Raw genomic sequence first — 22,205 nt, 5'->3', positions numbered from 1 at the left:
CCCCGCTTTCGCCGCGCTGTCTCGCCGCTGTCTCGCGCTTTCCGCGACCTGAGCGCCGCGGATCGCGCCGAGTGCGCCGACCTAGGATGGAGGGATGGGTTCCCGCATCGGCGTCGCCGTCATGGCCGCGCTCCTCGTGCTGTACATCGCGCTCGTCGGCTGGCGAGCGATCGTGCTGCTCGGCTCGGGGCAGGCGCTCGGGATCACGATGGGCGTCGCCCTGCTGGTGATGCCGCTGATCGGCGCCTGGGCGCTCGTGCGCGAGCTGCAGTTCGGCCTGGCCGCGGATCGTCTGGGCCGCACACTGGACGGCGAGGGCGGGATGCCCGAGGCGCCGGAGAACCTGCGTCCGAACGGACGGCTGCTGCCCGAGGACGCCGACCGGCTGGTGTCGGAGTACGGAGCGGCCGCCGCTGCGGAGCCCGGGGACTGGCGAGCGCAGTACCGCCTCGGCGTCGTGCACGACGCGGCGGGCCACCGCAAGGACGCGCGCGCGGCGATCCGTGCCGCGATCCGCCTGGCCAAGCAGCCCTCCGCCCTCTGAAACGAAACGGCCGCGTCCCGGGAGGGACACGGCCGTTCGGCGAGACGAGGAACCTCAGGCGAGAGTCGCCTCGAGCGTGATCTCGATGCCGGAGAGCGCCGCGGACACGGGGCAGCCGGTCTTGGCCTCCTGGGCGAGGCGCTGGAAGGTCTCGGGGTCGAGGCCCGGCACCGAGGCGTTGACGTTGAGGTGGCTGCCGGTGATGCCGACGCCCGGCTTGAACGTGACCGAGGCCGTCGTGTCGACGCGCTCGGCGGGGGTGCCGTTGCCGGCCAGCGCGTGCGAGAGCGCCATGCTGAAGCAGGAGGAGTGCGCGGCGGCGATGAGCTCCTCGGGCGTGGTCGTGGTGTCGGAGCCCTCCGACCGGGCCTTCCAGTTCAGGGGGAACGTGCCCAGGTGCGAGGAGGAGAAGGAGACGGATCCCTCGCCCTCGATGAGACTTCCGGTCCAGGTGGCAGCGGCTTCGCTCGTGACGGACATGGGATCCTCCGATCGGAATGGGTGAGGCTGCCAGCCTATCGACCGGGCCGGGACCGATCCGTACTTCTCAGGGAAGTCGCGGCGCGGCCCAGGATCCCGGCGCGCTGCAGCAGCAGGTACAGCTGGCAGCCCAGGCACAGCCCGAACGCCGCGTTCAGGAAGGCGGCGACGAACGCCATCGCGGTCGCGATCGGCAGCGCCCACGGCACGCCGAGCAGATGCAGGACGAGACCGACCGTCACGACGAGCAGGCCGACGCCCTGCGCGAATCGCGGGGGACGCGGGTCCTCGAGCTCGCGCGGCGGAGCGAGGCGCGGACGCACGAGCGTGCGGAACAGCAGGCTCCACGGCTGGGTGCGCGGAGAGAGCACGCCCCAGAGGAAGAGCAGCGCGATCGCGAGGGTGAGCAGGAATGCGGGCTGCGTCGCCCGGAGCAGCAGGATCTGGGCCCAGAACGGGCGCCCGGCGATGAAGGCGAAGTCGCCGGAGATGTAGGTGGCGTCCGCGAGCGGCTGATACGCGAACCAGCCGAACGAGATCGTCGTGGGCGACGGGCCCGAGACGAGCCCGAGCACGGTCGCCACGAGGAGCAGGGCGGACGTGATCCAGGCGGCGAAGCGGGGACCGCGGGGATCGATGCCGGCGGGAGCGGTCATGCGGTGGCCTCCTGGACGTGTTCGGCGCCGTCGAGGGCCGAGAGCACGGCGGCCCGGGTGGGCACGCCGGTGAAGCGGGAGCGGATCCGTCCCTCGGGATCGACGATGAGCGTCGTCGGCGTGGAGAGCACCTTGTAACGTGCGGCGAGATCGGAGCGCGAGGTGAGATCGACCTCCGCGTGCACGACGCCGTCGCGTTCGTCGGCGACGGATCCGAGCATGCGCCGCACCTGCGGGCAGCGTGCGCAGAACTCGGTGCTGAACTGCACGAGGGTCGCGTGCGCGCCCAGCGGACGCATGAGATCCGCGGGATCCACGTGCCGGTCGCCGTGCACCGCGACCGCGCGGCCGTCCCTGCGGTGCAGCAGCACGCCGGCGAGCACGGTCACCACGAGCAGCGCGGCGACCACGGCGACGGCGATCGGCAGGGACATGGTCCGAGGCTACGTCCGTCCGCGGGGGAGCGGGCGGATATGACGGTTCGAGTCAGGGCGCGGACTCCGGTCCTGCCGGTCCCCGAGCCTGCCGGTCCCTGAGCCTGCCGTTCTCTGAGCCTGCCGTTCTCTGAGCCTGCCGGTCTCTAGCCTGTCGAACGGCCCGTGCGTCGGTGGCCCCCGGTACGCTGAAACGCATGAGCGCCGCGATCCCCACGCCGTACGAAGACCTGCTCCGCGACGTGCTGGCCGGCGGCACGCACAAGGACGATCGCACCGGCACCGGCACGACCAGCGTGTTCGGCCGGCAGATCCGGTTCGACCTGTCGCAGGGCTTCCCGCTCATCACGACCAAGCGCGTGCACTTCAAGTCGATCGCCTATGAGCTGCTGTGGTTCCTGCGCGGCGACTCGAATGTGAAGTGGCTGCAGGAGAACGGCGTCACCATCTGGGACGAGTGGGCGGACGCCGACGGCGACCTCGGCCCGGTCTACGGTGTGCAGTGGCGCTCCTGGCCCACGCCGGACGGCGGCCACATCGACCAGCTGCAGCAGGTGATCGACCAGATCCGGAAGACGCCGGATTCGCGCCGCATCATCGTGTCCGCATGGAACCCGGCCGACATCCCCGACATGGCGCTGGCTCCCTGCCATGCGCTGTTCCAGTTCTACGTGGCAGACGGCAAGCTGTCCTGCCAGCTCTACCAGCGCAGCGCCGATCTGTTCCTCGGAGTGCCGTTCAACATCGCGTCCTACGCGCTGCTCACCCTGATGGTGGCGCAGCAGACCGGCCTCGAGCCGGGCGACTTCGTCTGGACGGGCGGCGACTGCCACATCTACGACAACCACGTCGAGCAGGTGCGGGAGCAGCTCACGCGCGAGCCCTATCCGTACCCGACCCTGAGGATCACGCGGAAGCCCGCGTCGATCTTCGATTACGCCTACGAGGACTTCGTGGTCGAGGACTACCAGCACCACCCGGCGATCCGGGCGGCGGTCGCGGTATGACCCGCATCGGCCTGGTCTGGGCCGAGGCGCACGGCGGTGTGATCGGCGCCGGCGGCACGATGCCCTGGCACGTGCCGGAGGACCTCGCGCACTTCAAGGAGGTCACGCTGGGCGCTCCCGTGGCCATGGGCCGGCGGACCTGGGAATCGCTCCCCGAGCGGTTCAGGCCCCTTCCCGGCCGCGAGAACATCGTGATCACGCGGCAGGCGGGCTGGTCCGCCGATGGCACCAGGACGGCGGGATCCCTCTCCGATGCGCTCGCCGGTCTCGACGAGGCCTGGGTGATCGGCGGGGGAGAGATCTTCCGTGAGGTGATCGGCGATGCCGACCGCCTGGAGGTGACCGAGCTCGACCTGGATGTCCCGGGCGACGCCTTCGCCCCGTCGCGCGAGGGCTTCCGCCTCGTCTCCGAGGGGGAGTGGCAGATCAGCAGGACCGGGATCCGCTTCCGCTTCCTCGGCTACCAGCGCTGACTGCACCGCCCGACCCGACAGGAGGATCCGCATGCCGACCGCCCTCATCACCGGCGCCAGCGCCGGGCTCGGCGCCGAGTTCGCCCGCCAGCTCGCCGACCGCGGCGCGGACCTCGTGCTGGTCGCCCGTTCGGAGGACGCGCTGGAGGCGCTCGCCGCGGAGCTCCGCGCGAGCCACGGCGTCGCGGTCGAGGTGCTCCTCGCCGACCTCGCCGAGGAGCACGACGTCGACCGCGTCGCGCAGCGGATCTCCGATGCCGGGCGTCCGATCGATCTGCTCGTGAACAACGCCGGTTTCGGGCTTCCGCTGCACTTCGCCGACAACGACATCGCGGACGAGGTGCGCCATCTGCGCGTGCACGTCGAAGCCCCGATGCGGCTCATGCACGCGGCGCTCCGGGCGATGCGCGGCCGCGGAGGTCGGATCGTCAACGTCGCCTCGGTGGCCGGCTTCATCTCACGATCCACGTATTCGGCCTGCAAGGCGTGGCTCATCGGCTTCACCCGCTGGGCCGACGACGAGTACGCCAGGGACGGCGTCACCGTCACCGCGCTCTGCCCCGGCTTCGTGCACACCACCTTCCACTCCCGGATGGGGCTCGGCGCAGGCCAGGAGGGGGTGCCGCGGTTCCTGTGGCTGGACGCGCCCTTCGTGGTGCGCGAGGGCCTGCGCGCCGCCGCACGGGGCAGGTCGGTGGTGATCCCGTCGCTGCGCTACAAGGCGGTGGTCGTCGGCTCGCGGCTGGCCCCGCGCTCGCTCACGACCCGCATCGCCCGTCGCGGCCGCATGTAGGACGCCGCCGGCCGCCGCGCCGCTGCGCGCAGTGCGCAGTGCGACGATCTGGACTGTCTGTCACGATCCGCGCACCGAAGCACCGGATTCGTGTGCGGATCGTCGCAGCGTGTGCGGATCGTCGCGGGAGTCCCGAAGCCGCGCTCAGGCGAATCGACCCAACCGGATCCCCGCGTAGGCGAGGGCGGCGACCGTCTCGCCGTCGCGGATCCGCCCGTCGGCGACCATCGCGAGCGCCTCGGCGAACGGCACCCACGCCATCGCGTCGATGCCCTCCTCTGCCTGCGTGTCGGCGCTGTCCGCGGCATGGCGCAGGCCTCGGGCGAGGAAGACGTGCTCCGGCGCCACGGTCACGCCGTTGAGTGCGTTCATGGTGCCGATCGGCGTCCACTCGTCCGCCTCGAGCCCGGTCTCCTCGCGCAGCTCGCGCTGGGCGGCGAGGAGCGGATCCTCGCCGTCCGTGCCTCCCGCGGGCACCTCGACCGAGCGTCCCGTCGTGTACCGATCGATCGTGACGAGACAGACGCGATCGTGCTCGTCGAGCGCGACGACGAACACGGCAGGGTTCTTCAGGGTGACCACGCCGTAGATCCCGTCGCCGGCGGGGCCGGAGACCCGATCCTCCCGCACCGAGATCCAGCGGTTGTCGTAGACGATGCGCGAGTCCCGCGTCTGCCAGGCCATGTGCGCGAGCCTAACCGGCCGTCCCCTCTAGGCTCGAACGCATGGGCTGGTTCGGGAAGAAGAAGGATCCGCTGGACGCGAACGAGATGCTCCGGCAGTACAACGCGCAGGAGGCCGAGCGCCTGGCCGCCGCGGGGATCGCTCCTGGCGCGGGCATCGCCGCGAGCGCGGGCACGGTCTCGGCGGGGATCGGAACGTCCGAGTTCGTCGTCGAGGACGTCTTCACGATCACCGGGCGCGGGCAGGTCGCCACGGGCAGGACCACGACGGGAACGATGCGCATGGGCGACCGTGTCGTGGTGCTCCGCGGCGCCGCGCAGGCCGGCACCAGCACGGTCACGGGCATCGAGATGTTCCGCAAGAGGGCCGACGAGGCGCCGGCGGGCACGGCCGCCGGCCTGCTGCTCAAGCCCTCGGTGGATCTGGCCCGCGGCGACGTCATCCGCGTCACGCCGACAGCGTGAGCATCGTCCGAACCATTACGCTGGACCCATGACGCACACGGGCAATCCCTTCGGACAGGTGCTCGTCGCCCTCATCACCCCGATGACGGCCGACGGCGAGGTCGACTGGCCCTCCGTCGAGAAGCACATCGACCGTGTCATCTCGGACGGTGCGGACGGCATCGTCGTGACCGGGACGACGGGGGAGACCTCGACCCTCACCGACGCCGAGAAGCTGCGCCTCGTCGAGGTCGGCAAGGACGTCGCCGCAGGCCGGGCGAAGATCATCACCGGCGGCGGATCCAACGAGACCGCGCACGCGATCGAGCTCTACAAGGCCAGCGAGAAGGCCGGCGCCGACGGCATCATGATCGTCACGCCGTACTACAACAAGCCCACCCAGGCGGGCATCCTCACGCACTTCCGCCTCGTCGCGGACGCCACCGACCTTCCGGTGATCCTCTACGACATCCCCGGCCGCACGGGCGTGCCGATCAAGTACGAGACGATCCTCCGTCTCGCCAAGCACCCGAACATCCTCGCGGTGAAGGACGCCAAGGGCGACTTCTCCGAGGTCAGCCGAGTGCTCAACCAGACCGACCTGATGTACTTCTCCGGCGACGACTCGAACGTGCTCCCGCACCTCTCGATCGGCGCCACCGGCCTCATCGGCGTCACCGCGAACATCACCTCTGCGCCGTACCGGGCGATCGTCGACGCGGTCAACCGCGGCGACCTCGCCGCCGCGACCGCCGAGCACAAGCGCCTCGAGCCGCTCGTCCGCGCCGCGATGACGCACGTTCCCGGCACGGTGTCGGCGAAGTACATCCTGCACGGCCTCGGCCGCATCACGAGCCCCCGCGTCCGCCTGCCCCTGGTGGGGCCGGAGGAGTGGGAGGCCGCCCTCATCGAGGACGAGCTCGCGCTCGTCAAGGACATCCCCGGCGCGGACTTCTCCGACTTCCGCCCGGACCGCAATGCCGCCGCCGGCGGCGCACTCCCCAAGGTGCACGGCACGACCCGATGAGGGCGTGGCCGGTGGGCATCGGGCTCGACCCGGACGGATCCGCGCGGAACGCGCTGGCGGATCCGGTCCCGGCCGGCAGGGGAACCACGAACATCGGGCGCGCCGCGCGCCCCGCCTAGGAGGCACCACATGAACATCCCCCTCGCCGATCCCGAAGCTCTCGCCCCCGGCACCCTCCGCGTCACGCCGCTGGGCGGGCTCGGGGAGGTCGGCCGCAACATGACCGTCTTCGAGTACGAGGGCAAGCTCCTCGTCGTCGACTGCGGCGTGCTGTTCCCCGAGGAGCACCAGCCCGGTGTCGACCTGATCCTGCCCGACTTCGAGCCCATCAAGGACCGCCTCGACGACATCGTCGGGGTCGTGCTCACGCACGGCCACGAGGACCACATCGGCGCGGTTCCCTACCTGCTGCGGCTCAAGGGCGACATCCCGCTGATCGGATCCGGTCTGACCCTGGCCCTCGTCGAGGCCAAGCTCAAGGAGCACCGGATCAAGCCCTTCACTCTCACAGTGAAGGAGGGCCAGCGCGAGCAGGTCGGTCCGTTCGACCTCGAGTTCGTCGCGGTCAACCACTCGATCCCCGACGCGCTGGCCGTCGCGATCCGCACCCCCGCGGGCATGGTCCTCGCCACCGGCGACTTCAAGATGGACCAGCTCCCGCTGGACGGGCGCATCACCGACCTCCGCGCGTTCTCGCGCCTCGGCGAGGAGGGCGTCGACCTGTTCCTCGTCGACTCGACCAACGCCGACGTGCCCGGATTCACGCCGACGGAGCGCTCGATCGGCCCCGTGCTCGACCAGGTCATCGGCAAGGCGCCGCGCCGTGTGATCGTCGCGAGCTTCTCCAGTCACGTGCACCGCGTGCAGCAGGTCATCGACGCCGCGCACGCACACGGCCGCCGCGTGGCGTTCCTCGGACGCAGCATGGTCCGCAACATGACGATCGCGGAGCAGCTCGGGTACCTCAAGGTGCCGGACGGCGTGCTCATCGACTACAAGAAGGCGCGCGACCTCCCCGAGGATCAGATCGTCTACATGTCGACCGGATCCCAGGGCGAGCCGATGGCCGTCCTCAGCCGCATGGCCAACCTCGACCACGCGATCGAGCCCGGCCCCGGTGACACCGTCATCCTGGCGTCGAGCCTCATCCCGGGCAACGAGAACGCGGTCTACCGCGTGATCGACGGGCTGACCAAGCTCGGCGCGAACGTCGTGCACAAGGCGAACGCCCGGGTGCACGTCTCGGGCCACGCCGCGGCCGGCGAGCTGCTGTACTGCTACAACATCCTGAAGCCGAAGAACGTGCTCCCCGTGCACGGCGAGTACCGCCACCTGATGGCGAACGCGAAGCTCGCGCAGGACACCGGAATTCCGGAGGAGCGCACGATCCTCGGCTCCAACGGCACCGTGATCGATCTCAAGGACGGCGTCGCCCGTGTCGCGGGGCAGCTCGACATCGGCTTCGTGTATGTGGACGGCTCCACGGTCGGCGAGATCACCGATGCGGACCTGAAGGACCGGCGGATCCTCGGCGAGGAGGGCTTCGTGTCCATCATCGTGGTGGTCGACTCGACGACCGGCCGCATCATCTCGGGCCCGGAGATCCACGCGCGCGGCGTCGCGGAGGACGACTCGGTCTTCGACGACGTGGCGCCGAAGATCGTCGCCGCGCTCAAGGAGGCGGCCGGCAACGGGGTGCGCGACAACCACGCGCTCTCGCAGATCGTGCGACGCACGATCGGCCGCTGGGTCAACCAGAAGCTGCGCCGCCGCCCGATGATCGTCCCGCTCGTCATCGAGGCCTGAGCCGAAGGGCTCCGGAGTCCGGCTGAGCCCGCAATCCCGCGGAAAGCCGCGTCATTGCGGGCCTTTGTCGGCGTCCGGCCGTAGCGTGGACGCATGCCCAGGAGTTCGAATGCGACCAAGAGCGCGGCCGAGAAACCCTCGACGCGCAGTCGCTCCACGTCCGGGGCGAAGCCGCGCAGCTCGACCAAGGCCGCGCCCGCCCCGAGGAAGTACGTCGACGAGCCCGACAAGCCGCCGGTGATCGCGCGCGCCTGGACGGGCCTCGCGCACGGCGTGGGCGGTCTCTTCCGCGCCTTCGGCCTGGAGACGCTGGAGAAGGATCAGCGTCGCGACGGCTTCCCGTTCCTGCTCGTGCTGCTCGCCGTCGCGGGCGCCGTGAACGAGTGGTTCTTCATCGGCAACACGGTCGCGACCAACATCAGCGCCTACTCGGTGGGGGCACTGATCGGCCGCGCGGCGTTCATCATGCCGGTGCTGCTGCTGCTCCTGGCCGGGTGGCTGTTCCGCCATCCCTCCTCCGTGCACGACAACGGACGGATCGGGATCGGCTTCGGCCTCTTCGTGATCACGCTCGCCGGCTTCTGCCACGTCGCGGGAGGCATGCCGCAGCCGAAGCAGGGGATGGTGGCGCTCAGCGCCGCGGGCGGGCTCTTCGGCTGGCTGCTGGGCCAGCCCCTCAGCTACCTGACCTCGATCCCCGCCTACATCGTGCTGTCGCTGCTCGCGGCGCTCAGCGTGCTGATCCTCACCAAGACGCCGCCGAACCGCATCGGCCAGCGCCTCGGCGATCTCTACGCCTGGATGTTCGACGCCGAGCGCGCGCCGAAGGCCGTCCCCGCCGAGGAGGCCGCGGCGGTCGATGAGGCCGACAAGGTCGACGATCCCGACGTGCTGCCCTGGTGGCGGCGCAACAAGACCGGGCGCGAAGAGGATCCGGACGGCGGGCTCGGTTCGCAGGACCTCACCGAGCTGCTCACGTCCCAGGACGACACCCCCACCGTCGCGCAGGCGACCGCGTACGACCAGGCCGTGATCAAGGACGACGATCCGTACGACGCCGCGACCGAGGTGCTCACCGACGTGCGCGCCGTCGCGGACACGCTGGCGGAGCAGCAGAGCACGGCCCTGCTCGACGACGGCGACACCGGAGAGCTCGAGCTCGCCGGCTTCGACGGCTTCGGCACCGACGGGCCGGGCAAGGACGGCCTGCAGGCACCGGCCGCCCCCTACATCCTCCCGTCGCCCGGTGCGCTGAAGGCGGGTCCGCCCTCGGTCGCGCGCTCCGAGGCGAACGACCGCGTGGTCGAGCAGATCACGAACGTGCTCACCCAGTTCAACGTCGACGCGAAGGTCACCGGCTTCTCCCGCGGCCCGACCGTCACGCAGTACGAGGTCGAGGTCGGCCACGGCGTCAAGGTCGAGAAGATCCTGCAGCTGAGCAACAACTTCGCCTATGCGGTCGCGTCGAACGACGTGCGGATCCTCTCGCCGATCCCGGGCAAGAGCGCGATCGGCATCGAGATCCCGAACGCCGACCGCGAGACCGTCGCGCTCGGCGACGTGCTGCGCTCCGCCGCGGCCCAGAAGAGCACGCATCCGCTCACGATCGGCGTCGGCAAGGACGTCGGCGGCAACTTCGTCGTCGCGAACCTCGCCAAGATGCCGCACCTCCTCGTGGCCGGATCGACCGGATCCGGCAAGTCGAGCTTCGTGAACTCCATGATCACGAGCCTGCTCATGCGCGCCCGCCCGGCCGACGTGCGGATGGTGCTGATCGACCCCAAGCGCGTCGAGCTCACCAGCTACGCCGGCGTCCCGCACCTCATCACGCCCATCATCACGAACGCGAAGAAGGCGGCGGAGGCGCTGCAGTGGGTCGTGAAGGAGATGGACATGCGGTACGACGACCTCGCGTCGTTCGGCTTCCGCCACATCGACGACTTCAACCGCGCCGTGCGCGCCGGCGAGGTCGTGGTGCCTCCCGGCAGCGAGCGCGTGCTCAAGCCCTACCCCTACCTGCTCGTGGTGGTCGACGAGCTCGCGGACCTCATGATGGTCGCCCCGCGCGACGTGGAGGACTCGATCGTCCGCATCACGCAGCTCGCCCGCGCGAGCGGCATCCACCTCGTGCTGGCCACCCAGCGGCCCAGCGTCGACGTCGTGACCGGCCTGATCAAGGCCAACGTGCCCTCGCGCCTCGCGTTCGCGGTGACCAGCGTCACCGACAGCCGCGTGATCCTGGACAGCCCGGGCGCGGACAAGCTGATCGGACAGGGCGACGCGCTGTTCTCCCCGATGGGATCCTCGAAGCCGTTCCGCCTGCAGGGCGCCTGGGTCGATGAGAGCGAGATCGAGGCGGTCGTCAAGCACGTCACCGGGCAGGCTCGTCCGGAGTACCGGCCCGATGTGGCCGAGGCGGTCGAGGGCAAGAAGAAGGAGGTCGACGAGGACATCGGCGACGACCTCGAACTGCTCCTCGCCGCCGCCGAGCTCATCGTCTCCTCGCAGTTCGGCTCGACGTCGATGCTGCAGCGCAAGCTGCGCGTGGGCTTCGCCAAGGCCGGACGGCTCATGGACCTGCTCGAGTCGCGCGAGATCGTCGGCCCGTCCGAGGGGTCCAAGGCGCGGGACGTGCTGGTCACCCCCGAGCAGCTGGCCGGGGTGCTGGCCAAGCTGCGCGGCGAGGAACCGCCCTCCGCGCACGCCGCGCCGTCCGCACCGGCGGCGGCCCCGCCCATGCCGGCGGCCGCGGTGCCGCCGCGTCCCGCCGACCCGGTGTCCGCATCGTCCTACGGCACAGTGGACGACCGTTACGGCGAGGATCCGCTCGAGGCGCAGTACCGCGGTCTCCCGGAGGTCGACGCCGAGTCCGATGAGGACGCCTGGGGCCTGACGGGGCGCGATTGATGGCCATTCCGCGTCAGCTCCCGAATGCGATCACGATCGCGCGCATTCCCCTCGCCGTCGTCTTCTTCGTGCTCCTGCTGCTCGGGGGCACGAACGGCCTGGCGCAGCCCGTGCTGCGCTGGGTCGCGGCAGGACTGTTCATCCTGGCCATCTCGACGGACTGGGTGGACGGCTATCTCGCCCGCAAGTACGACCTCGTCAGCGACTTCGGCAAGCTCTGGGACCCGATCGCCGACAAGCTGCTCACCGGAGCGGGCTTCATCGGCCTCGCGATCCTCGGCGAGGTGTGGTGGTGGCTGGTGCTCGTCATCCTGGTGCGCGAGTGGGGCATCACGGTGCACCGCTTCATGATCGTCAAGGAGCATGTCGTCGCTGCGGCATGGATGGGCAAGATCAAGACCACCGTGCAGGCCGTGGCGCTCTCCTGGGCACTGCTGCCGCTGCACGTCTGGATCGGGATGCCGGTGTGGTCGATCACGACCACGGTCCTGATGGTGATCGCGCTCATCCTGACGATTCTGAGCGGCATCGACTACGTGGTCGCGCAGGTGCGAGGCTCCCGCGCGGAGCGCGGCGCGGCCTCCTGATGTCCGCGGAGTCGTATCGCCTCGCGGCCGCCGTGCTCGATGCGCTGCGCGAGCGCGGGATGACGCTGGCCGTCGCGGAGTCGCTCACGGGCGGTGCGCTCTCGGCAGCGCTCGTGGAGATCCCCGGCGCCTCCGACGTGCTCAACGGAGCCGTGGTCGCCTACGCGACGCCGATCAAGGCCTCTGTGCTGGGAGTGGATCCGCTCCGTCTCGCGGAATACGGTCCCGTGGACCCGGAGGTCGCGCGGCAGATGGCCGCGGGCGCCCGTCATGCTCTGGCCGTGGACGGTCGCCCGGCGGCGGTCGGCGTCGCCACGACCGGCGTCGCCGGTCCCACCCCGCAGGGCGGGCAGCCGGTCGGCAGAGTGCACATCGGGGTGAGCGTCGCGGAGCGGTCGTTCAGCCGCGCGTTCCTGTTCGACGGCGACCGCTCGGCCATCCGGTCCGCCGCGGTCGTGGCGGCTCTCGCCCTGGTCTTCGAGGCGGTGACGGGCGGGGAGATCGACCCCGGCGCGCCCGGGTCCGATGAGCGGGAATAGAGTGCTTCTCGACGAAGTTGAGTCGGGTGTGCTCACATTCAATGCACAGGACGAAATACTAGTGTCGATCCCGAGAGGTCGGGTTAGACTGACCATCCGATCCGGCGCTTGGGGCCGGGCGATGGGGGAGAGGAGGTCCCGATGATTCTCGTACGACAGGAGATCGGTGACGTGCTGCGGGACTTCCGTCTGCAGAAGGGCCGCACGCTCCGCCAGGTCGCCGGCAAGGCGTCTGTCGCGCTCGGGTACCTCAGCGAGGTCGAGCGCGGACAGAAGGAGGCATCCAGCGAGATCCTCGCCTCGGTCGCCGAGGCGCTCGACGTCCCCATCTCGACCATCATGCGCGAGGTCGGCGATCGGATCGCCGTCCTCGAGGGCATGCAGGTCATCCCTGACGTCGTTCCCGACGAGCTCGTGGCCTCGGTCGAGTCCGAGCTGTCGCTGCGCTGACGGGATGCGGCGCAGCGAGTTCCTCCGTGCGGTCGATGCGGAGTTCGGGGCGCGCGGCGGTTCCCTCGTCGCGGACCTCGTCCTGAGCGCTGTCGGCGGGCGCACGGCCGCGCAGGCGATGGAGGCCGGCGTGCCGCCGCGGGACGTGTGGTTGGCGCTGTGCGCCGAGACGGACGTGCCCGAATCGCATCGCTACGGCGCGGGCCGGCTGGAGCCCCGGCGGCGCTGAATCCGGCCGGAGCCGATCGCGCGGTGTTCGATCGGATCATCCTTCCCTTCGGCGTGTCGTCGAAGACATGTTCGAGATGCGCGTATCGTCCTGCACAGATGATTTCGTGGTCGGGATCTGCACGACTTGCGGGAACGCCGGCTGAATGTCGGAGGCCCCGCCTAGCGTGTTCGACATGACCACGAGGTCATACGCCTTGTCGGAGAGCTCGCCCCAGCCGGGGCAGCCGCGACAGCCTACAGGCGGCAGTTCACGAGCACGAAGGAGCACGTCATGCCCTCTCCCGCAGACCGCGAGAAGTCCCTCGAGACCGCACTCGCCCAGATCGACAAGCAGTTCGGAAAGGGCTCGGTCATGCGCCTGGGCAGCGACGAGCGTGCTCCTGTCGCCGTCATCCCCACCGGATCCATCGCGCTCGACGTCGCACTCGGCGTCGGAGGACTGCCGCGCGGCCGCATCGTCGAGATCTACGGCCCGGAGTCCTCGGGTAAGACCACGCTGACCCTGCACGCGATCGCGAATGCGCAGCGCGCCGGCGGCATCGCCGCCTTCGTCGACGCGGAGCACGCCCTCGACCCCGAGTACGCCAAGAAGCTCGGCGTCGACATCGACGCGCTGCTCGTGTCGCAGCCCGACACCGGTGAGCAGGCGCTCGAGATTGCCGACATGCTCGTCCGCTCCGGTGCCATCGACCTCATCGTCATCGACTCCGTGGCCGCTCTCGTGCCGCGCGCGGAGATCGAGGGCGAGATGGGCGACTCGCACGTCGGTCTCCAGGCGCGACTGATGTCGCAGGCGCTGCGCAAGCTCACAGGTGGCCTGAACCAGACCAACACGACGATGATCTTCATCAACCAGCTGCGTGAGAAGATCGGCGTGTTCTTCGGCTCGCCGGAGACCACCGCCGGCGGTAAGGCGCTGAAGTTCTACGCGTCGGTCCGCCTCGACATCCGTCGTATCGAGACGCTGAAGGACGGCACGGAGGCGGTCGGAAACCGCACCAGGGTCAAGGTCGTGAAGAACAAGATGGCACCGCCGTTCAAGCAGGCCGAGTTCGACATCCTCTACGGTGTCGGCATCTCCCGCGAGGGCAGCCTCATCGACTTCGGTGTCGACCACGGCATCGTGAAGAAGTCGGGCGCCTGGTACACCTACGACGGCGACCAGCTCGGCCAGGGCAAGGAGAACGCGCGCAACTTCCTGCTCAAGAACCCCGACATCGCGGAGACGATCGAGACGCAGATCAAGCAGAAGCTCGGCATCGGCGGTGCCGCGGCTCCTGCGGCGGCGGCCGACGAGCTCGCGCAGCGGCGTCCGGCCTGACCCGTGCTGCGATGACGCTCAGCGACGGAGTGGGCCGTGAGCGATGAGAGGGGCGGGGCATCGTCCGAGGACGATCGCCTCGCCCCCGTGATCCCGCTGTTCGGAGGGCGCGGCGCGAACGCCGACGGCGAGCGGCCGCGCCCCTCGGGCGTGGCGCCCGTCGCGTCGTCCACGGAAGCGGAGTGGCGCTCGACCTGGGCTGCGGAGTCCGCCGCCGAGCGACGTGGGCCGAGTTCCCGCCATCCCGCCGCCGCAGCGCTGGCGCCGGAGGCCCATACCTCTGGCCCGGCGGTATCCCCGCCGGCCCGTCGCGGGTTGCGCGCCGTCGGTCGTCACGGCGGGGACGACGCCTCCGCGCCCGAGGACCCGATCGCCGACGCGAGCGAGCTGCTGGTCCGCAAGCTCCGCTCCAAGCAGCTGTCCAGCGCGGAGGCGCGCGATGTCCTGCGCGAGAGCGGCCTCTCCTCGGAGGACCGCGATCTCGTCGTCGAGCAGTTCGAACAGCGCGGGTATCTCGACGATGTCTCGCTGGCCGAGCTCCTGGTGACCTCGGGGTCCGAGCGCAAGGGGCAGGGACGCGTGGCGATCGCTCGCACGCTCAGCCAGCGCGGCATTCCACGCCAGATCGCCGACGAGGCGCTGTCCGTCCTCGACGACGACGACGCCGAGCGGGCACTCGACTATGCGCGGTCCAAGGTCGCCGGTCTGCGTCGCTACGACGAGGACACCGCGATCCGGCGTCTCGTCGGGCAGCTGTCCCGCCGCGGATACGGAGGCAGTGTGGCGCTGACCGCTGCGCGCACGGCCTGGCGCGAGACGCAGCGCGGGTCCGGCATCGGAAGGGTGCGGTTCGAGGAGAGCTGAACCCGGAGGGCAGGCTTCCGCGCCGAGACGGAACCGGCGCGAGGGAGCGGGGCCTTTTCCCGCCAGGCGAAAGTAGAATGGCAGGCACTATGACCATTCCCCTCTCTGAGCCCACGCTCATCGCGCCCTCCGCCGCGGCGCTCGATGAGGCCGGGCAGCGGCGCACGTACGAGGTGCGCACCTTCGGATGCCAGATGAACGTGCACGACTCCGAGCGTCTGTCGGGCTCGCTGGAGAGTGCCGGCTACGTCCGCGCCGCCGCGGACGATGAGGCCGACATCGTCATCATCAACACGTGCGCGGTGCGTGACAACGCCGCCGGAAAGCTGTACGGCACTCTCGGGCACCTGAAGAGCCGCAAGGACAAGCACGCCGGGATGCAGATCGCCGTGGGCGGCTGCCTGGCGCAGATGGACAAGCAGGCCGTGCTCGACAAGGCGCCCTGGGTCGACGTGGTCTTCGGCACCCACAACATGGGGTCCCTGCCCGGTCTGCTCGAGCGCGCCCGGCACAACGGCGAGGCCGAGCTCGAGATCCTGGAAGCACTCGAGGTCTTCCCCTCCACGCTGCCGACTCGACGCGATTCGGCGCACAGCGGCTGGGTGTCGATCTCGGTGGGCTGCAACAACACCTGCACGTTCTGCATCGTCCCCAGCCTCCGCGGCAAGGAGAAGGACCGCCGCCCTGGCGACATCCTGAACGAGATCCGGCTGCTCGTCGAGGACGGCGCGATCGAGGTCACGCTGCTCGGCCAGAACGTGAACTCCTACGGCGTCGAGTTCGGCGACCGTCAGGCGTTCGGCAAGCTGCTGCGCGCGGCCGGGGAGATCGAGGGCCTCGAGCGGATCCGCTTCACGAGCCCGCACCCGGCGGCCTTCACCGACGACGTCATCGACGCCATGGCGGAGACGCCCAACGTCATGCCGCAGCTGCACATGCCGCTGCAGTCGGGCAGTGACCGGATCCTGCGCGCGATGCGCCGCTCCTACCGCAGCGAGAAGTTCTTGGGCATCCTGGACCGCGTGCGGGCGAAGATCCCGAACGCCGCGATCTCCACCGACATCATCGTGGGCTTCCCCGGCGAGACGGAGGAGGACTTCGAGGACACGATGCGCGTCGTGGAGCAGGCGCGCTTCGCGAGCGCCTTCACCTTCCAGTACTCGATCCGCGAGGGCACGCCCGCCGCGACCATGGAGGATCAGGTCCCGAAGGAGATCGTGCAGGCGCGCTACGAGCGTCTCATCGCGCTGCAGGAGCGCATCTCGCTCGAGGAGAACCAGAAGCAGGTCGGCCGCGAGGTCGAGGTCCTGGTCTCCGTCGGCGAGGGCAAGAAGGACGCCGAGACGCACCGGCTCACCGGTCGCGCCCAGGACAACCGCCTCGTGCACTTCGAACTGCCGGAGGGGTCCGACCGGCCCCGCCCGGGCGACGTGGTGACGGTGACCATCACCCACGGTGCGCCGTTCCACCTGCTCGCGGATGCGCCGGACGGCGCTCCGCTGCGGATCCGTCGCACGCGCGGCGGCGACGCCTGGGACCGGGCGCAGTCCGAGTCCTGCGCGGTCCCTGCCGCTCCTGCCGCGGACGGGAAGCCGCGCGCGGTGTCGCTGGGACTTCCGACGCTCCGCGTCGGAGTGTGAGCGCGCCGGGCGACGTGCCGGTCCCCGAGCCGGGCCCACGCGCCTCAGAGGCTCCGGGCGGCGCGGAGCGCGAACGTCCCGACGACGACGCCCCGCGGTTGTGGGCGATCGTGGGGGCGACGGGCACGGGCAAGAGCGACCTCTCACTGGACCTCGCGCAGGCGCTGGCCGCGCGCGGACGTCGTGCGGAGGTCGTGAACGCGGATGCCATGCAGCTCTATCGCGGCATGGACATCGGCACCGCCAAGCTCGCCGTCTCGGAGCGGCGGGGGATTCCGCATCACCTCTTCGACGAGCTCGACGTCACCGAGGACGCGGCGGTCGCCTGGTACCAGCCGCACGCGCGGGCCGCGATCGAACGCATCCACGCCGGCGGCGCGGACGCGATCCTCGTGGGCGGATCCGGCCTCTACGTCTCGAGCGTGCTGTACGACTTCCGCTTCCCGCCCCGGGACGACGCGCTGCGCGCGCGTCTCGAAGCGGAGCTCGAGCACGACGGACCAGGGCCCCTGCTCGCGCGCCTGCAGCAGCAGGATCCGGAGACCGCCGCACGGATAGACCCGAAGAACGGCCGTCGCATCGTGCGGGCGCTCGAGGTGCTCGCACTGGGCGAGCGCACGCACGGCGCCGCGCTGCCCGAGCGGCCCGTGCCGTGGCATCCCCGCGCGCGCGTGCTGGCGCTGGGCGTCGAGCGCGCGACGCTGGTCGAAAGGCTCGACCGTCGGGTGGAGCGCATGTGGGAGCAGGGGATACTCGCCGAAGTCGAGCGACTGCGCGCCGAGGGGCTCGAGCAGGGCACGACGGCGCGCCGCGCGATCGGCTACGCGCAGGCGCTCTCGCAGCTGACCGGTGCGCTCACGCAGGACGAGGCGGTCGCCGAGACGCAGGCGCTGACGCGACGGTACGCGCGACGCCAGGTGTCGTGGTTCCGCCGGTACGCCGAGGCGGAATGGCTCGACGCGCTGGCGCCGATCGACGCGGAGAGCATCGTGGAGGAGAGCGCATGACCACCGGAATCGCGATCAGGGCCTTCGAACGGGACGACACCGACGCGGTCGTCGCCCTCTGGGAGGACGCGGGCCTGACCCGCCCGTGGAACGATCCTCGCGCCGACATCGAACGCAAGCTGGCGGTCCAGCCGGAACTCTTCCTCGTCGCAGAGGAGCGCACGCCGGATCCGACGGTCGACGGAACCGGCGCGCGCATCGTCGGCTCCGTGATGGCGGGCTACGACGGGCACCGCGGATGGCTGTACTACCTCGCCAGCGCCTCGGATCGGCGCGGAGCCGGGATCGGACGCGCGCTCGTCGCCGAGGCCGAGCGGCTCCTGCTCGCCATGGGCTGCCCCAAGGTCCAGCTCATGGTGCGGGTCGGGAACGAGCAGGTTCTCGGCTTCTACGACGCGCTCGGCTACGAGCGTTTCGAGGTCGGCAACACCGGCAAGCGGCTCATCCACGACGTCTGATCGCCCGCTCGCCGCGGGCGGCGGCCGGTCGTCCTGTGCCTCAGCGTCCCTCCTGGACGAGGTGGATCTCGTCCGCGACGAGACCGTGCGCCTCGCGGTGCACGGTGTTGGCGGCCTCCGCGTCCGGTGCATCGACGAGGCAGAAGATCTTCCCTCCGTCCTCATCGACCCAGTAGCGCAGGTACTGCACATCGTGCTGATCCTGTATCGCGAGGTCGGCAGCGTGCGCCGCGGCGACATCGTCCAGGGTGACGGGGCCGTCGAGCCGGTGGACATCCATGTAGAGCGCCATCATCTGATCCCTTCCTGCGGGGGCGAAGAGCCCCCCACCGCATTCCACTCCTCGGCGATCGGGTACGCATCCGGGTCAGCACCCGATTCCGGTCCGGCGCGGTTCTGCTCTGAGCGGATCCGGTCGCGCCCGCGGAAGCCGCGTGCCTAGCATGGCGCCATGACCGCGACCCCTGATCCGCTCCGCACCGAGCCCGCCCCCGCGCACGAGTCCCGGAAAGCCCCCGGCGCCGAACCCGAGCGCCTCTGGCGCTCCGTCGTGGGCGAGCTGCTGCGCGATGCCCGCACGGATCGCGGGGAGACGCTCGCGGAGACCGCGCAGCGCGCGGGCGTCTCCCCGCAGTACCTGTCGGAGATGGAGCGCGGGCGCAAGGAGGCGTCGAGCGAGATGCTCGCCGCGGTCTCAGGCGCGCTCGATCTCACGCTGCTCGATCTCACCCTCGGTGTCGCCGAGCGGATCACGATCGGTGCGGCGGCGCCGGTCCGCCCGTCCGCTCAGCCGGCGCGCGCCGCTTACGCGCTGGCCGCCTGAGCGCGCCCGGCTTCGACGGCCGGTGCGCCCGGCGCCGGCGGAGCCTGCGTGACGACCTGGTCCACGACTCCATACTCGCGCGCGCCCTCCGCGGTGAGCACGAGATCCCGGTCCGTGTCGCGGCGCAGCCGCTCGGCGTCCTGGCCGGTGTGGGCGATGAGGATCTGCTCGAGGCTGTCGCGGACGCGGACGACCTCGTCGGCCTGCAGGATGAGGTCGGGGATCGTGCCACGGCCCTGCGCGGCGGGCTGATGCAGGATCACCCTGGCGTGCGGCAGGGCGGCGCGCTTGCCGGCCGCTCCCGCGGCCAGCAGCACCGCGCCGACGGACACCGCCTGACCGATGCAGAACGTGGCGACGTCGGAGCGGATGAAGCGCATGGTGTCGTAGACGGCGAGCATGGCGCTGGGATCCCCGCCCTCGCAGTTGATGTAGAGCTGGATGTCCCGATCGCTGCCGGTGGCGTCGAGGTGCAGGAGCTGCGCCACGAGCACGTTGGCGACGTCGGCATCCAGCGGCGTGCCGAGATAGATCACCCGCTCGGCGAGCAGGTGGGAGTAGACGTCCAGCACGCGATCGCCTCGGGGCGAGGTCGCGATGACGTTGGGGACGAGGAACGAGGCCATGTCAGGCTCCTTCTGCGGTCAGGCCGATGCTTCGGCGGCTGGGACGCGGCAGGACCGCCGCGAAGTCGGTGGTGATCTCGTCGATGAATCCGTAGGCGAGCGCCTCGTCGGCGCTGTACCAGCGGTCGTGCAGGGAGTCCTCGAAGACGCGCTCGATGCTCTGGCCGGTGTCTTCGGCGATGAGCCCGAGCACGGTGTCGCGGGTGTGCCGCAGATCCGCTGCCTGCAGCTCGACGTCGACCGCGGTGCCTCCGATGCCGGCGGAGCCCTGATGCAGCAGGATCCGGCTGTGCGGCAGCGCCCTCCGCTTGCCCTTGGTGCCGGCGGACAGCAGGAACTGGCCGGCGCTGCAGGCGAGCCCGAAGGCGATCGTGGCGACGTCGCACGGCACGGTGCGCATGAGATCTCGGATCGCGAGCATCGCGGGCACGGATCCGCCGGGGGAGTGGATCCAGAGCGTGATGTCCGCGTCGGGATCCTCGGCGGCCAGGGCGAGCAGCTGGGTCATGAGCAGCACGCCGTTGTCGTCGTCGAGGGCGCCGTCGAGCACGAGCACCCGGCGTGCGAACAGCATCCGGCGCGTGTCGGCGTCGAAGAGGTTGCGGGGCATGTCATCGGTCATGACCTCAGAGTGCGGCGGCGGGCGACCGCGGCGCCAGCGGATCTGCCGGGAGCGGATCTGCTCCCGGCGGATCCGCTCGCCGGTGCGCGGGCGGACCCGGCCCGCAGCCTCCGCAGAAGCGCCGCCCCTAGAATCGACGCATGGTCGCATTCACCAAGGGGCACGGTACCGGCAACGATTTCGTCATCATCGCCGACCCCGACGGTGCGCTGGAGCTGAGCGCCGATCAGGTCGCCGCTCTCTGCGACCGCCACTTCGGGATCGGCGCGGACGGACTGCTGCGCGTGGTGCGCTCCCGTGCGCTTGCCGAGGGCGCTGCCGCGCTCGCGGAGAACCCCGATGCGGAGTGGTTCATGGACTATCGCAACGCGGACGGCTCCGTGGCGGAGATGTGCGGCAACGGGGTGCGCGTGTTCGCGCACTACCTGCTGCGCACCGGGCTCGCCGACCTCGAGGAGGGCGGCGCGCTGCCGATCGGCACGCGTGCCGGAGTGCGCGACGTCACCCGCAGCGCCGAGGGCTACCGTGTCGACATCGGCGCCTGGCGGCTGTCCGGACACGACCCGCTGGCCCGCGCGACGGGGCTGAGCGTTCCCCGACCCGGCCTCGGCATCGACGTCGGGAACCCGCACGTCGTCGTAGCGATCGCATCGGATGCCGAGCTGGACGGCCTCGAGCTGACGCAGGGACCCGAGCTCGCCCCGATGCCGGAGCACGGAGCCAACGTCGAGTTCGTCGTGCCGGCGGAGCCGCTCGTTCAGGACGGCGTGGGCCGGGTCCGCATGCGCGTCTTCGAGCGCGGCGTGGGGGAGACCCTCAGCTGCGGGACCGGCGTCGTGGCCACGGCTCTCGCCGTGCGGCACTGGGCGGGTGCCGCGGCTCCGCACGAGTGGCTCGTGGAGGTGCCTGGCGGCACGCTCCGGGTGACGATGGCTCCCGGCGCGGACGGCGAGCACGCCTTCCTGTCCGGACCCGCCCAGCTCGCGTTCTCGGGCGAGATCGAGCTGGCCTGACGCCGGACCGCGTCACCGGCATCCGCCGAACCGTGCGTCCGAGGCCTCTCGGGCGACGGGTTACGGCAGTGTGATGGTGTCCGTGCGCGGCGTGCCGTGACGGCGGACCTTGAGCACCCTGAAGCCGCGGCCGGTCGTCGCGCGATAGACGCTGTAGCCCTCGTCGAACGTCGTCGCCAGCCAGCGCTGCAGCGAGTCGGCCCCGAGGTTGCGGCTCACGACGAACCAGCCGTCCGCGCGCTCGTCCAGCCGCGGGATCCAGCGCTCCAGCAGATCGTGCAGCTCGCTCTTGCCGACCCGGATGGGCGGGTTGGAGCGGATCGTGCGGAAGCTCACGTCGGCGGGAACATCGTCGGGGGTGACCGCGTTGACATTGTCGAGGCCGAGTTCGGCCGCGTTGCGGCGGACCAGATCCAGCGCCCGCTCATTGACGTCCACCGCCCACACGGTCGCGTGCGGCGAGGCGAGAGCGAGCGACAACGAGATCGGACCCCAGCCGCACCCGAGATCGAGCAGGTGCCCGCCAGGCGGCGGGGGCGGGGTGTTCGCGAGGAGCACGGAGGTGCCGACATCCACATGATCGGGGCTGAAGACTCCGGCCGCGGTGGTGAGTTCGATCTCCTTGCCCGCGAGGGTCACCTTGATCCTGCGGAGGTTCTCGGGGCTGGCGGGGGCCGCAGTGAAGTAGTGGTCCGAGCCCATGGAGCGAGCGTAGCGGACACTCACAGCTAAAGTTAAGGCGCCCGACCGAATCGGCGGGCACGAGAAAG

The 22,205-nt window shown here is 70.7% G+C and carries 27 protein-coding genes; 19 read left to right on the top strand and 8 right to left on the bottom strand.

Annotated features, from left to right (window positions below; all coding sequences use genetic code 11):
• The first annotated feature begins 94 nt into the window (after positions 1–94).
• Positions 95–544: a hypothetical protein gene (locus ACIPY5_RS03810; RefSeq protein WP_309340577.1), complete on the top strand. Its 450-nt coding sequence runs from the start codon at positions 95–97 to the stop codon at positions 542–544.
• A 54-nt stretch (positions 545–598) separates the two neighbouring features.
• Here the strand turns inward: ACIPY5_RS03810 and ACIPY5_RS03805 are convergent, their stop codons facing one another.
• The 3 genes from ACIPY5_RS03805 to ACIPY5_RS03795 are packed head-to-tail and all read right to left on the bottom strand — an operon-like array spanning position 599 to position 2,114.
• The gene (locus ACIPY5_RS03805) at positions 599–1,024 is read right to left on the bottom strand and encodes an OsmC family peroxiredoxin (protein ID WP_309340575.1); all 426 of its coding nucleotides are present in this window, start codon (positions 1,022–1,024) and stop codon (positions 599–601) included.
• A 35-nt stretch (positions 1,025–1,059) separates the two neighbouring features.
• Positions 1,060–1,680: a DUF4395 domain-containing protein gene (locus ACIPY5_RS03800; RefSeq protein ID WP_400966872.1), complete on the bottom strand. Its 621-nt coding sequence runs from the start codon at positions 1,678–1,680 to the stop codon at positions 1,060–1,062.
• On the bottom strand, positions 1,677–2,114 hold the full coding sequence (locus ACIPY5_RS03795; RefSeq protein WP_400966869.1) for a thioredoxin family protein: 438 nt from the start codon (positions 2,112–2,114) through the stop codon (positions 1,677–1,679). Before ACIPY5_RS03795 ends, ACIPY5_RS03800 begins: the two co-directional genes overlap by 4 nt.
• 197 nt (positions 2,115–2,311) lie before the next feature.
• Between ACIPY5_RS03795 and ACIPY5_RS03790 the strand changes: the two genes are divergently transcribed.
• The 3 genes from ACIPY5_RS03790 to ACIPY5_RS03780 are packed head-to-tail and all read left to right on the top strand — an operon-like array spanning position 2,312 to position 4,387.
• Positions 2,312–3,121, top strand: coding sequence for a thymidylate synthase (locus ACIPY5_RS03790; RefSeq protein WP_309340569.1), 810 nt, complete (start codon positions 2,312–2,314; stop codon positions 3,119–3,121).
• Positions 3,118–3,594 carry a dihydrofolate reductase gene (locus tag ACIPY5_RS03785; RefSeq protein WP_400966865.1) on the top strand — a complete coding sequence of 159 codons (477 nt, stop codon included), beginning with the start codon at positions 3,118–3,120 and terminating at the stop codon, positions 3,592–3,594. Before ACIPY5_RS03790 ends, ACIPY5_RS03785 begins: the two co-directional genes overlap by 4 nt.
• A gap of 31 nt (positions 3,595–3,625) precedes the next feature.
• Complete coding sequence (locus ACIPY5_RS03780; RefSeq protein ID WP_400966862.1) at positions 3,626–4,387, top strand: SDR family NAD(P)-dependent oxidoreductase; 762 nt, start codon at positions 3,626–3,628, stop codon at positions 4,385–4,387.
• A 144-nt stretch (positions 4,388–4,531) separates the two neighbouring features.
• Here ACIPY5_RS03780 and ACIPY5_RS03775 read toward each other — a convergent pair whose 3' ends face one another.
• Positions 4,532–5,071: an NUDIX domain-containing protein gene (locus tag ACIPY5_RS03775; protein ID WP_400966859.1), complete on the bottom strand. Its 540-nt coding sequence runs from the start codon at positions 5,069–5,071 to the stop codon at positions 4,532–4,534.
• Positions 5,072–5,112: 41 nt separating this feature from the next.
• Between ACIPY5_RS03775 and ACIPY5_RS03770 the strand changes: the two genes are divergently transcribed.
• The 13 genes from ACIPY5_RS03770 (at position 5,113) to ACIPY5_RS03710 (ending at position 18,351) form a co-directional block, all read left to right on the top strand.
• Positions 5,113–5,535 (top strand): EF-Tu/IF-2/RF-3 family GTPase, encoded by a 423-nt coding sequence (locus tag ACIPY5_RS03770; RefSeq protein ID WP_400966856.1) that lies wholly within the window; start codon positions 5,113–5,115, stop codon positions 5,533–5,535.
• A 28-nt stretch (positions 5,536–5,563) separates the two neighbouring features.
• Entirely contained in the window at positions 5,564–6,541 is a 978-nt protein-coding gene (gene dapA / locus ACIPY5_RS03765; protein WP_045273778.1) for a 4-hydroxy-tetrahydrodipicolinate synthase, read from the top strand.
• A 129-nt stretch (positions 6,542–6,670) separates the two neighbouring features.
• On the top strand, positions 6,671–8,347 hold the full coding sequence (locus ACIPY5_RS03760) for a ribonuclease J (protein ID WP_400966852.1): 1,677 nt from the start codon (positions 6,671–6,673) through the stop codon (positions 8,345–8,347).
• A 93-nt stretch (positions 8,348–8,440) separates the two neighbouring features.
• Positions 8,441–11,254, top strand: a complete 2,814-nt coding sequence (locus ACIPY5_RS03755) for a DNA translocase FtsK (protein ID WP_400966849.1) — start codon at positions 8,441–8,443, stop codon at positions 11,252–11,254.
• The gene (gene pgsA / locus ACIPY5_RS03750) at positions 11,254–11,841 is read left to right on the top strand and encodes a CDP-diacylglycerol--glycerol-3-phosphate 3-phosphatidyltransferase (RefSeq protein ID WP_400966847.1); all 588 of its coding nucleotides are present in this window, start codon (positions 11,254–11,256) and stop codon (positions 11,839–11,841) included. The genes ACIPY5_RS03755 and pgsA overlap by 1 nt, the downstream gene beginning before the upstream one ends.
• A complete protein-coding gene (locus ACIPY5_RS03745; RefSeq protein ID WP_400966844.1) occupies positions 11,841–12,380 on the top strand; it encodes a CinA family protein in 540 nt (179 codons plus the stop codon). Before pgsA ends, ACIPY5_RS03745 begins: the two co-directional genes overlap by 1 nt.
• Before the next feature lie 141 nt (positions 12,381–12,521).
• Positions 12,522–12,830 (top strand): helix-turn-helix domain-containing protein, encoded by a 309-nt coding sequence (locus tag ACIPY5_RS03740; RefSeq protein ID WP_045273774.1) that lies wholly within the window; start codon positions 12,522–12,524, stop codon positions 12,828–12,830.
• A gap of 4 nt (positions 12,831–12,834) precedes the next feature.
• Positions 12,835–13,059: a DUF3046 domain-containing protein gene (locus ACIPY5_RS03735; protein ID WP_309339090.1), complete on the top strand. Its 225-nt coding sequence runs from the start codon at positions 12,835–12,837 to the stop codon at positions 13,057–13,059.
• Between the two features lie 273 nt (positions 13,060–13,332).
• On the top strand, positions 13,333–14,382 hold the full coding sequence (gene recA / locus ACIPY5_RS03730) for a recombinase RecA (RefSeq protein WP_400966840.1): 1,050 nt from the start codon (positions 13,333–13,335) through the stop codon (positions 14,380–14,382).
• 36 nt (positions 14,383–14,418) lie between these two features.
• Positions 14,419–15,246, top strand: a complete 828-nt coding sequence (locus ACIPY5_RS03725) for a regulatory protein RecX (RefSeq protein WP_400966837.1) — start codon at positions 14,419–14,421, stop codon at positions 15,244–15,246.
• Between the two features lie 89 nt (positions 15,247–15,335).
• A complete protein-coding gene (miaB, locus tag ACIPY5_RS03720) occupies positions 15,336–16,886 on the top strand; it encodes a tRNA (N6-isopentenyl adenosine(37)-C2)-methylthiotransferase MiaB (RefSeq protein WP_309339082.1) in 1,551 nt (516 codons plus the stop codon).
• 98 nt (positions 16,887–16,984) lie between these two features.
• Positions 16,985–17,893: a tRNA (adenosine(37)-N6)-dimethylallyltransferase MiaA gene (gene miaA, locus ACIPY5_RS03715; protein WP_400968459.1), complete on the top strand. Its 909-nt coding sequence runs from the start codon at positions 16,985–16,987 to the stop codon at positions 17,891–17,893.
• A complete protein-coding gene (locus ACIPY5_RS03710; protein ID WP_309339079.1) occupies positions 17,890–18,351 on the top strand; it encodes a GNAT family acetyltransferase in 462 nt (153 codons plus the stop codon). Before miaA ends, ACIPY5_RS03710 begins: the two co-directional genes overlap by 4 nt.
• 40 nt (positions 18,352–18,391) lie before the next feature.
• Here ACIPY5_RS03710 and ACIPY5_RS03705 read toward each other — a convergent pair whose 3' ends face one another.
• The gene (locus tag ACIPY5_RS03705; protein WP_400966833.1) at positions 18,392–18,643 is read right to left on the bottom strand and encodes a DUF4242 domain-containing protein; all 252 of its coding nucleotides are present in this window, start codon (positions 18,641–18,643) and stop codon (positions 18,392–18,394) included.
• Positions 18,644–18,802: 159 nt separating this feature from the next.
• Here ACIPY5_RS03705 and ACIPY5_RS03700 point away from each other — a divergent pair, with 159 nt between their 5' ends.
• The gene (locus tag ACIPY5_RS03700; RefSeq protein ID WP_400966830.1) at positions 18,803–19,174 is read left to right on the top strand and encodes a helix-turn-helix domain-containing protein; all 372 of its coding nucleotides are present in this window, start codon (positions 18,803–18,805) and stop codon (positions 19,172–19,174) included.
• Here the strand turns inward: ACIPY5_RS03700 and ACIPY5_RS03695 are convergent.
• Entirely contained in the window at positions 19,156–19,800 is a 645-nt protein-coding gene (locus tag ACIPY5_RS03695; RefSeq protein ID WP_400966828.1) for a ClpP family protease, read from the bottom strand. The genes ACIPY5_RS03700 and ACIPY5_RS03695 overlap by 19 nt on opposite strands.
• Before the next feature lies 1 nt (position 19,801).
• Positions 19,802–20,422 carry an ATP-dependent Clp protease proteolytic subunit gene (locus tag ACIPY5_RS03690; RefSeq protein WP_309339069.1) on the bottom strand — a complete coding sequence of 207 codons (621 nt, stop codon included), beginning with the start codon at positions 20,420–20,422 and terminating at the stop codon, positions 19,802–19,804.
• Positions 20,423–20,562: 140 nt separating this feature from the next.
• On the opposite strand from ACIPY5_RS03690, the gene dapF reads away from it, so the two are divergent.
• Positions 20,563–21,435 carry a diaminopimelate epimerase gene (gene dapF, locus ACIPY5_RS03685; RefSeq protein ID WP_400966823.1) on the top strand — a complete coding sequence of 291 codons (873 nt, stop codon included), beginning with the start codon at positions 20,563–20,565 and terminating at the stop codon, positions 21,433–21,435.
• Positions 21,436–21,495: 60 nt separating this feature from the next.
• Here the strand turns inward: dapF and ACIPY5_RS03680 are convergent, their stop codons facing one another.
• Positions 21,496–22,137 (bottom strand): methyltransferase, encoded by a 642-nt coding sequence (locus ACIPY5_RS03680; RefSeq protein ID WP_309339064.1) that lies wholly within the window; start codon positions 22,135–22,137, stop codon positions 21,496–21,498.
• Positions 22,138–22,205: the final 68 nt, after the last annotated feature.

The organism is Microbacterium sp. NPDC089698, assembly GCF_044749045.1.
Taxonomy (GTDB): Bacteria; Actinomycetota; Actinomycetes; order Actinomycetales; family Microbacteriaceae; genus Microbacterium.
This window is presented reverse-complemented; position numbering and strand designations above follow the sequence as displayed.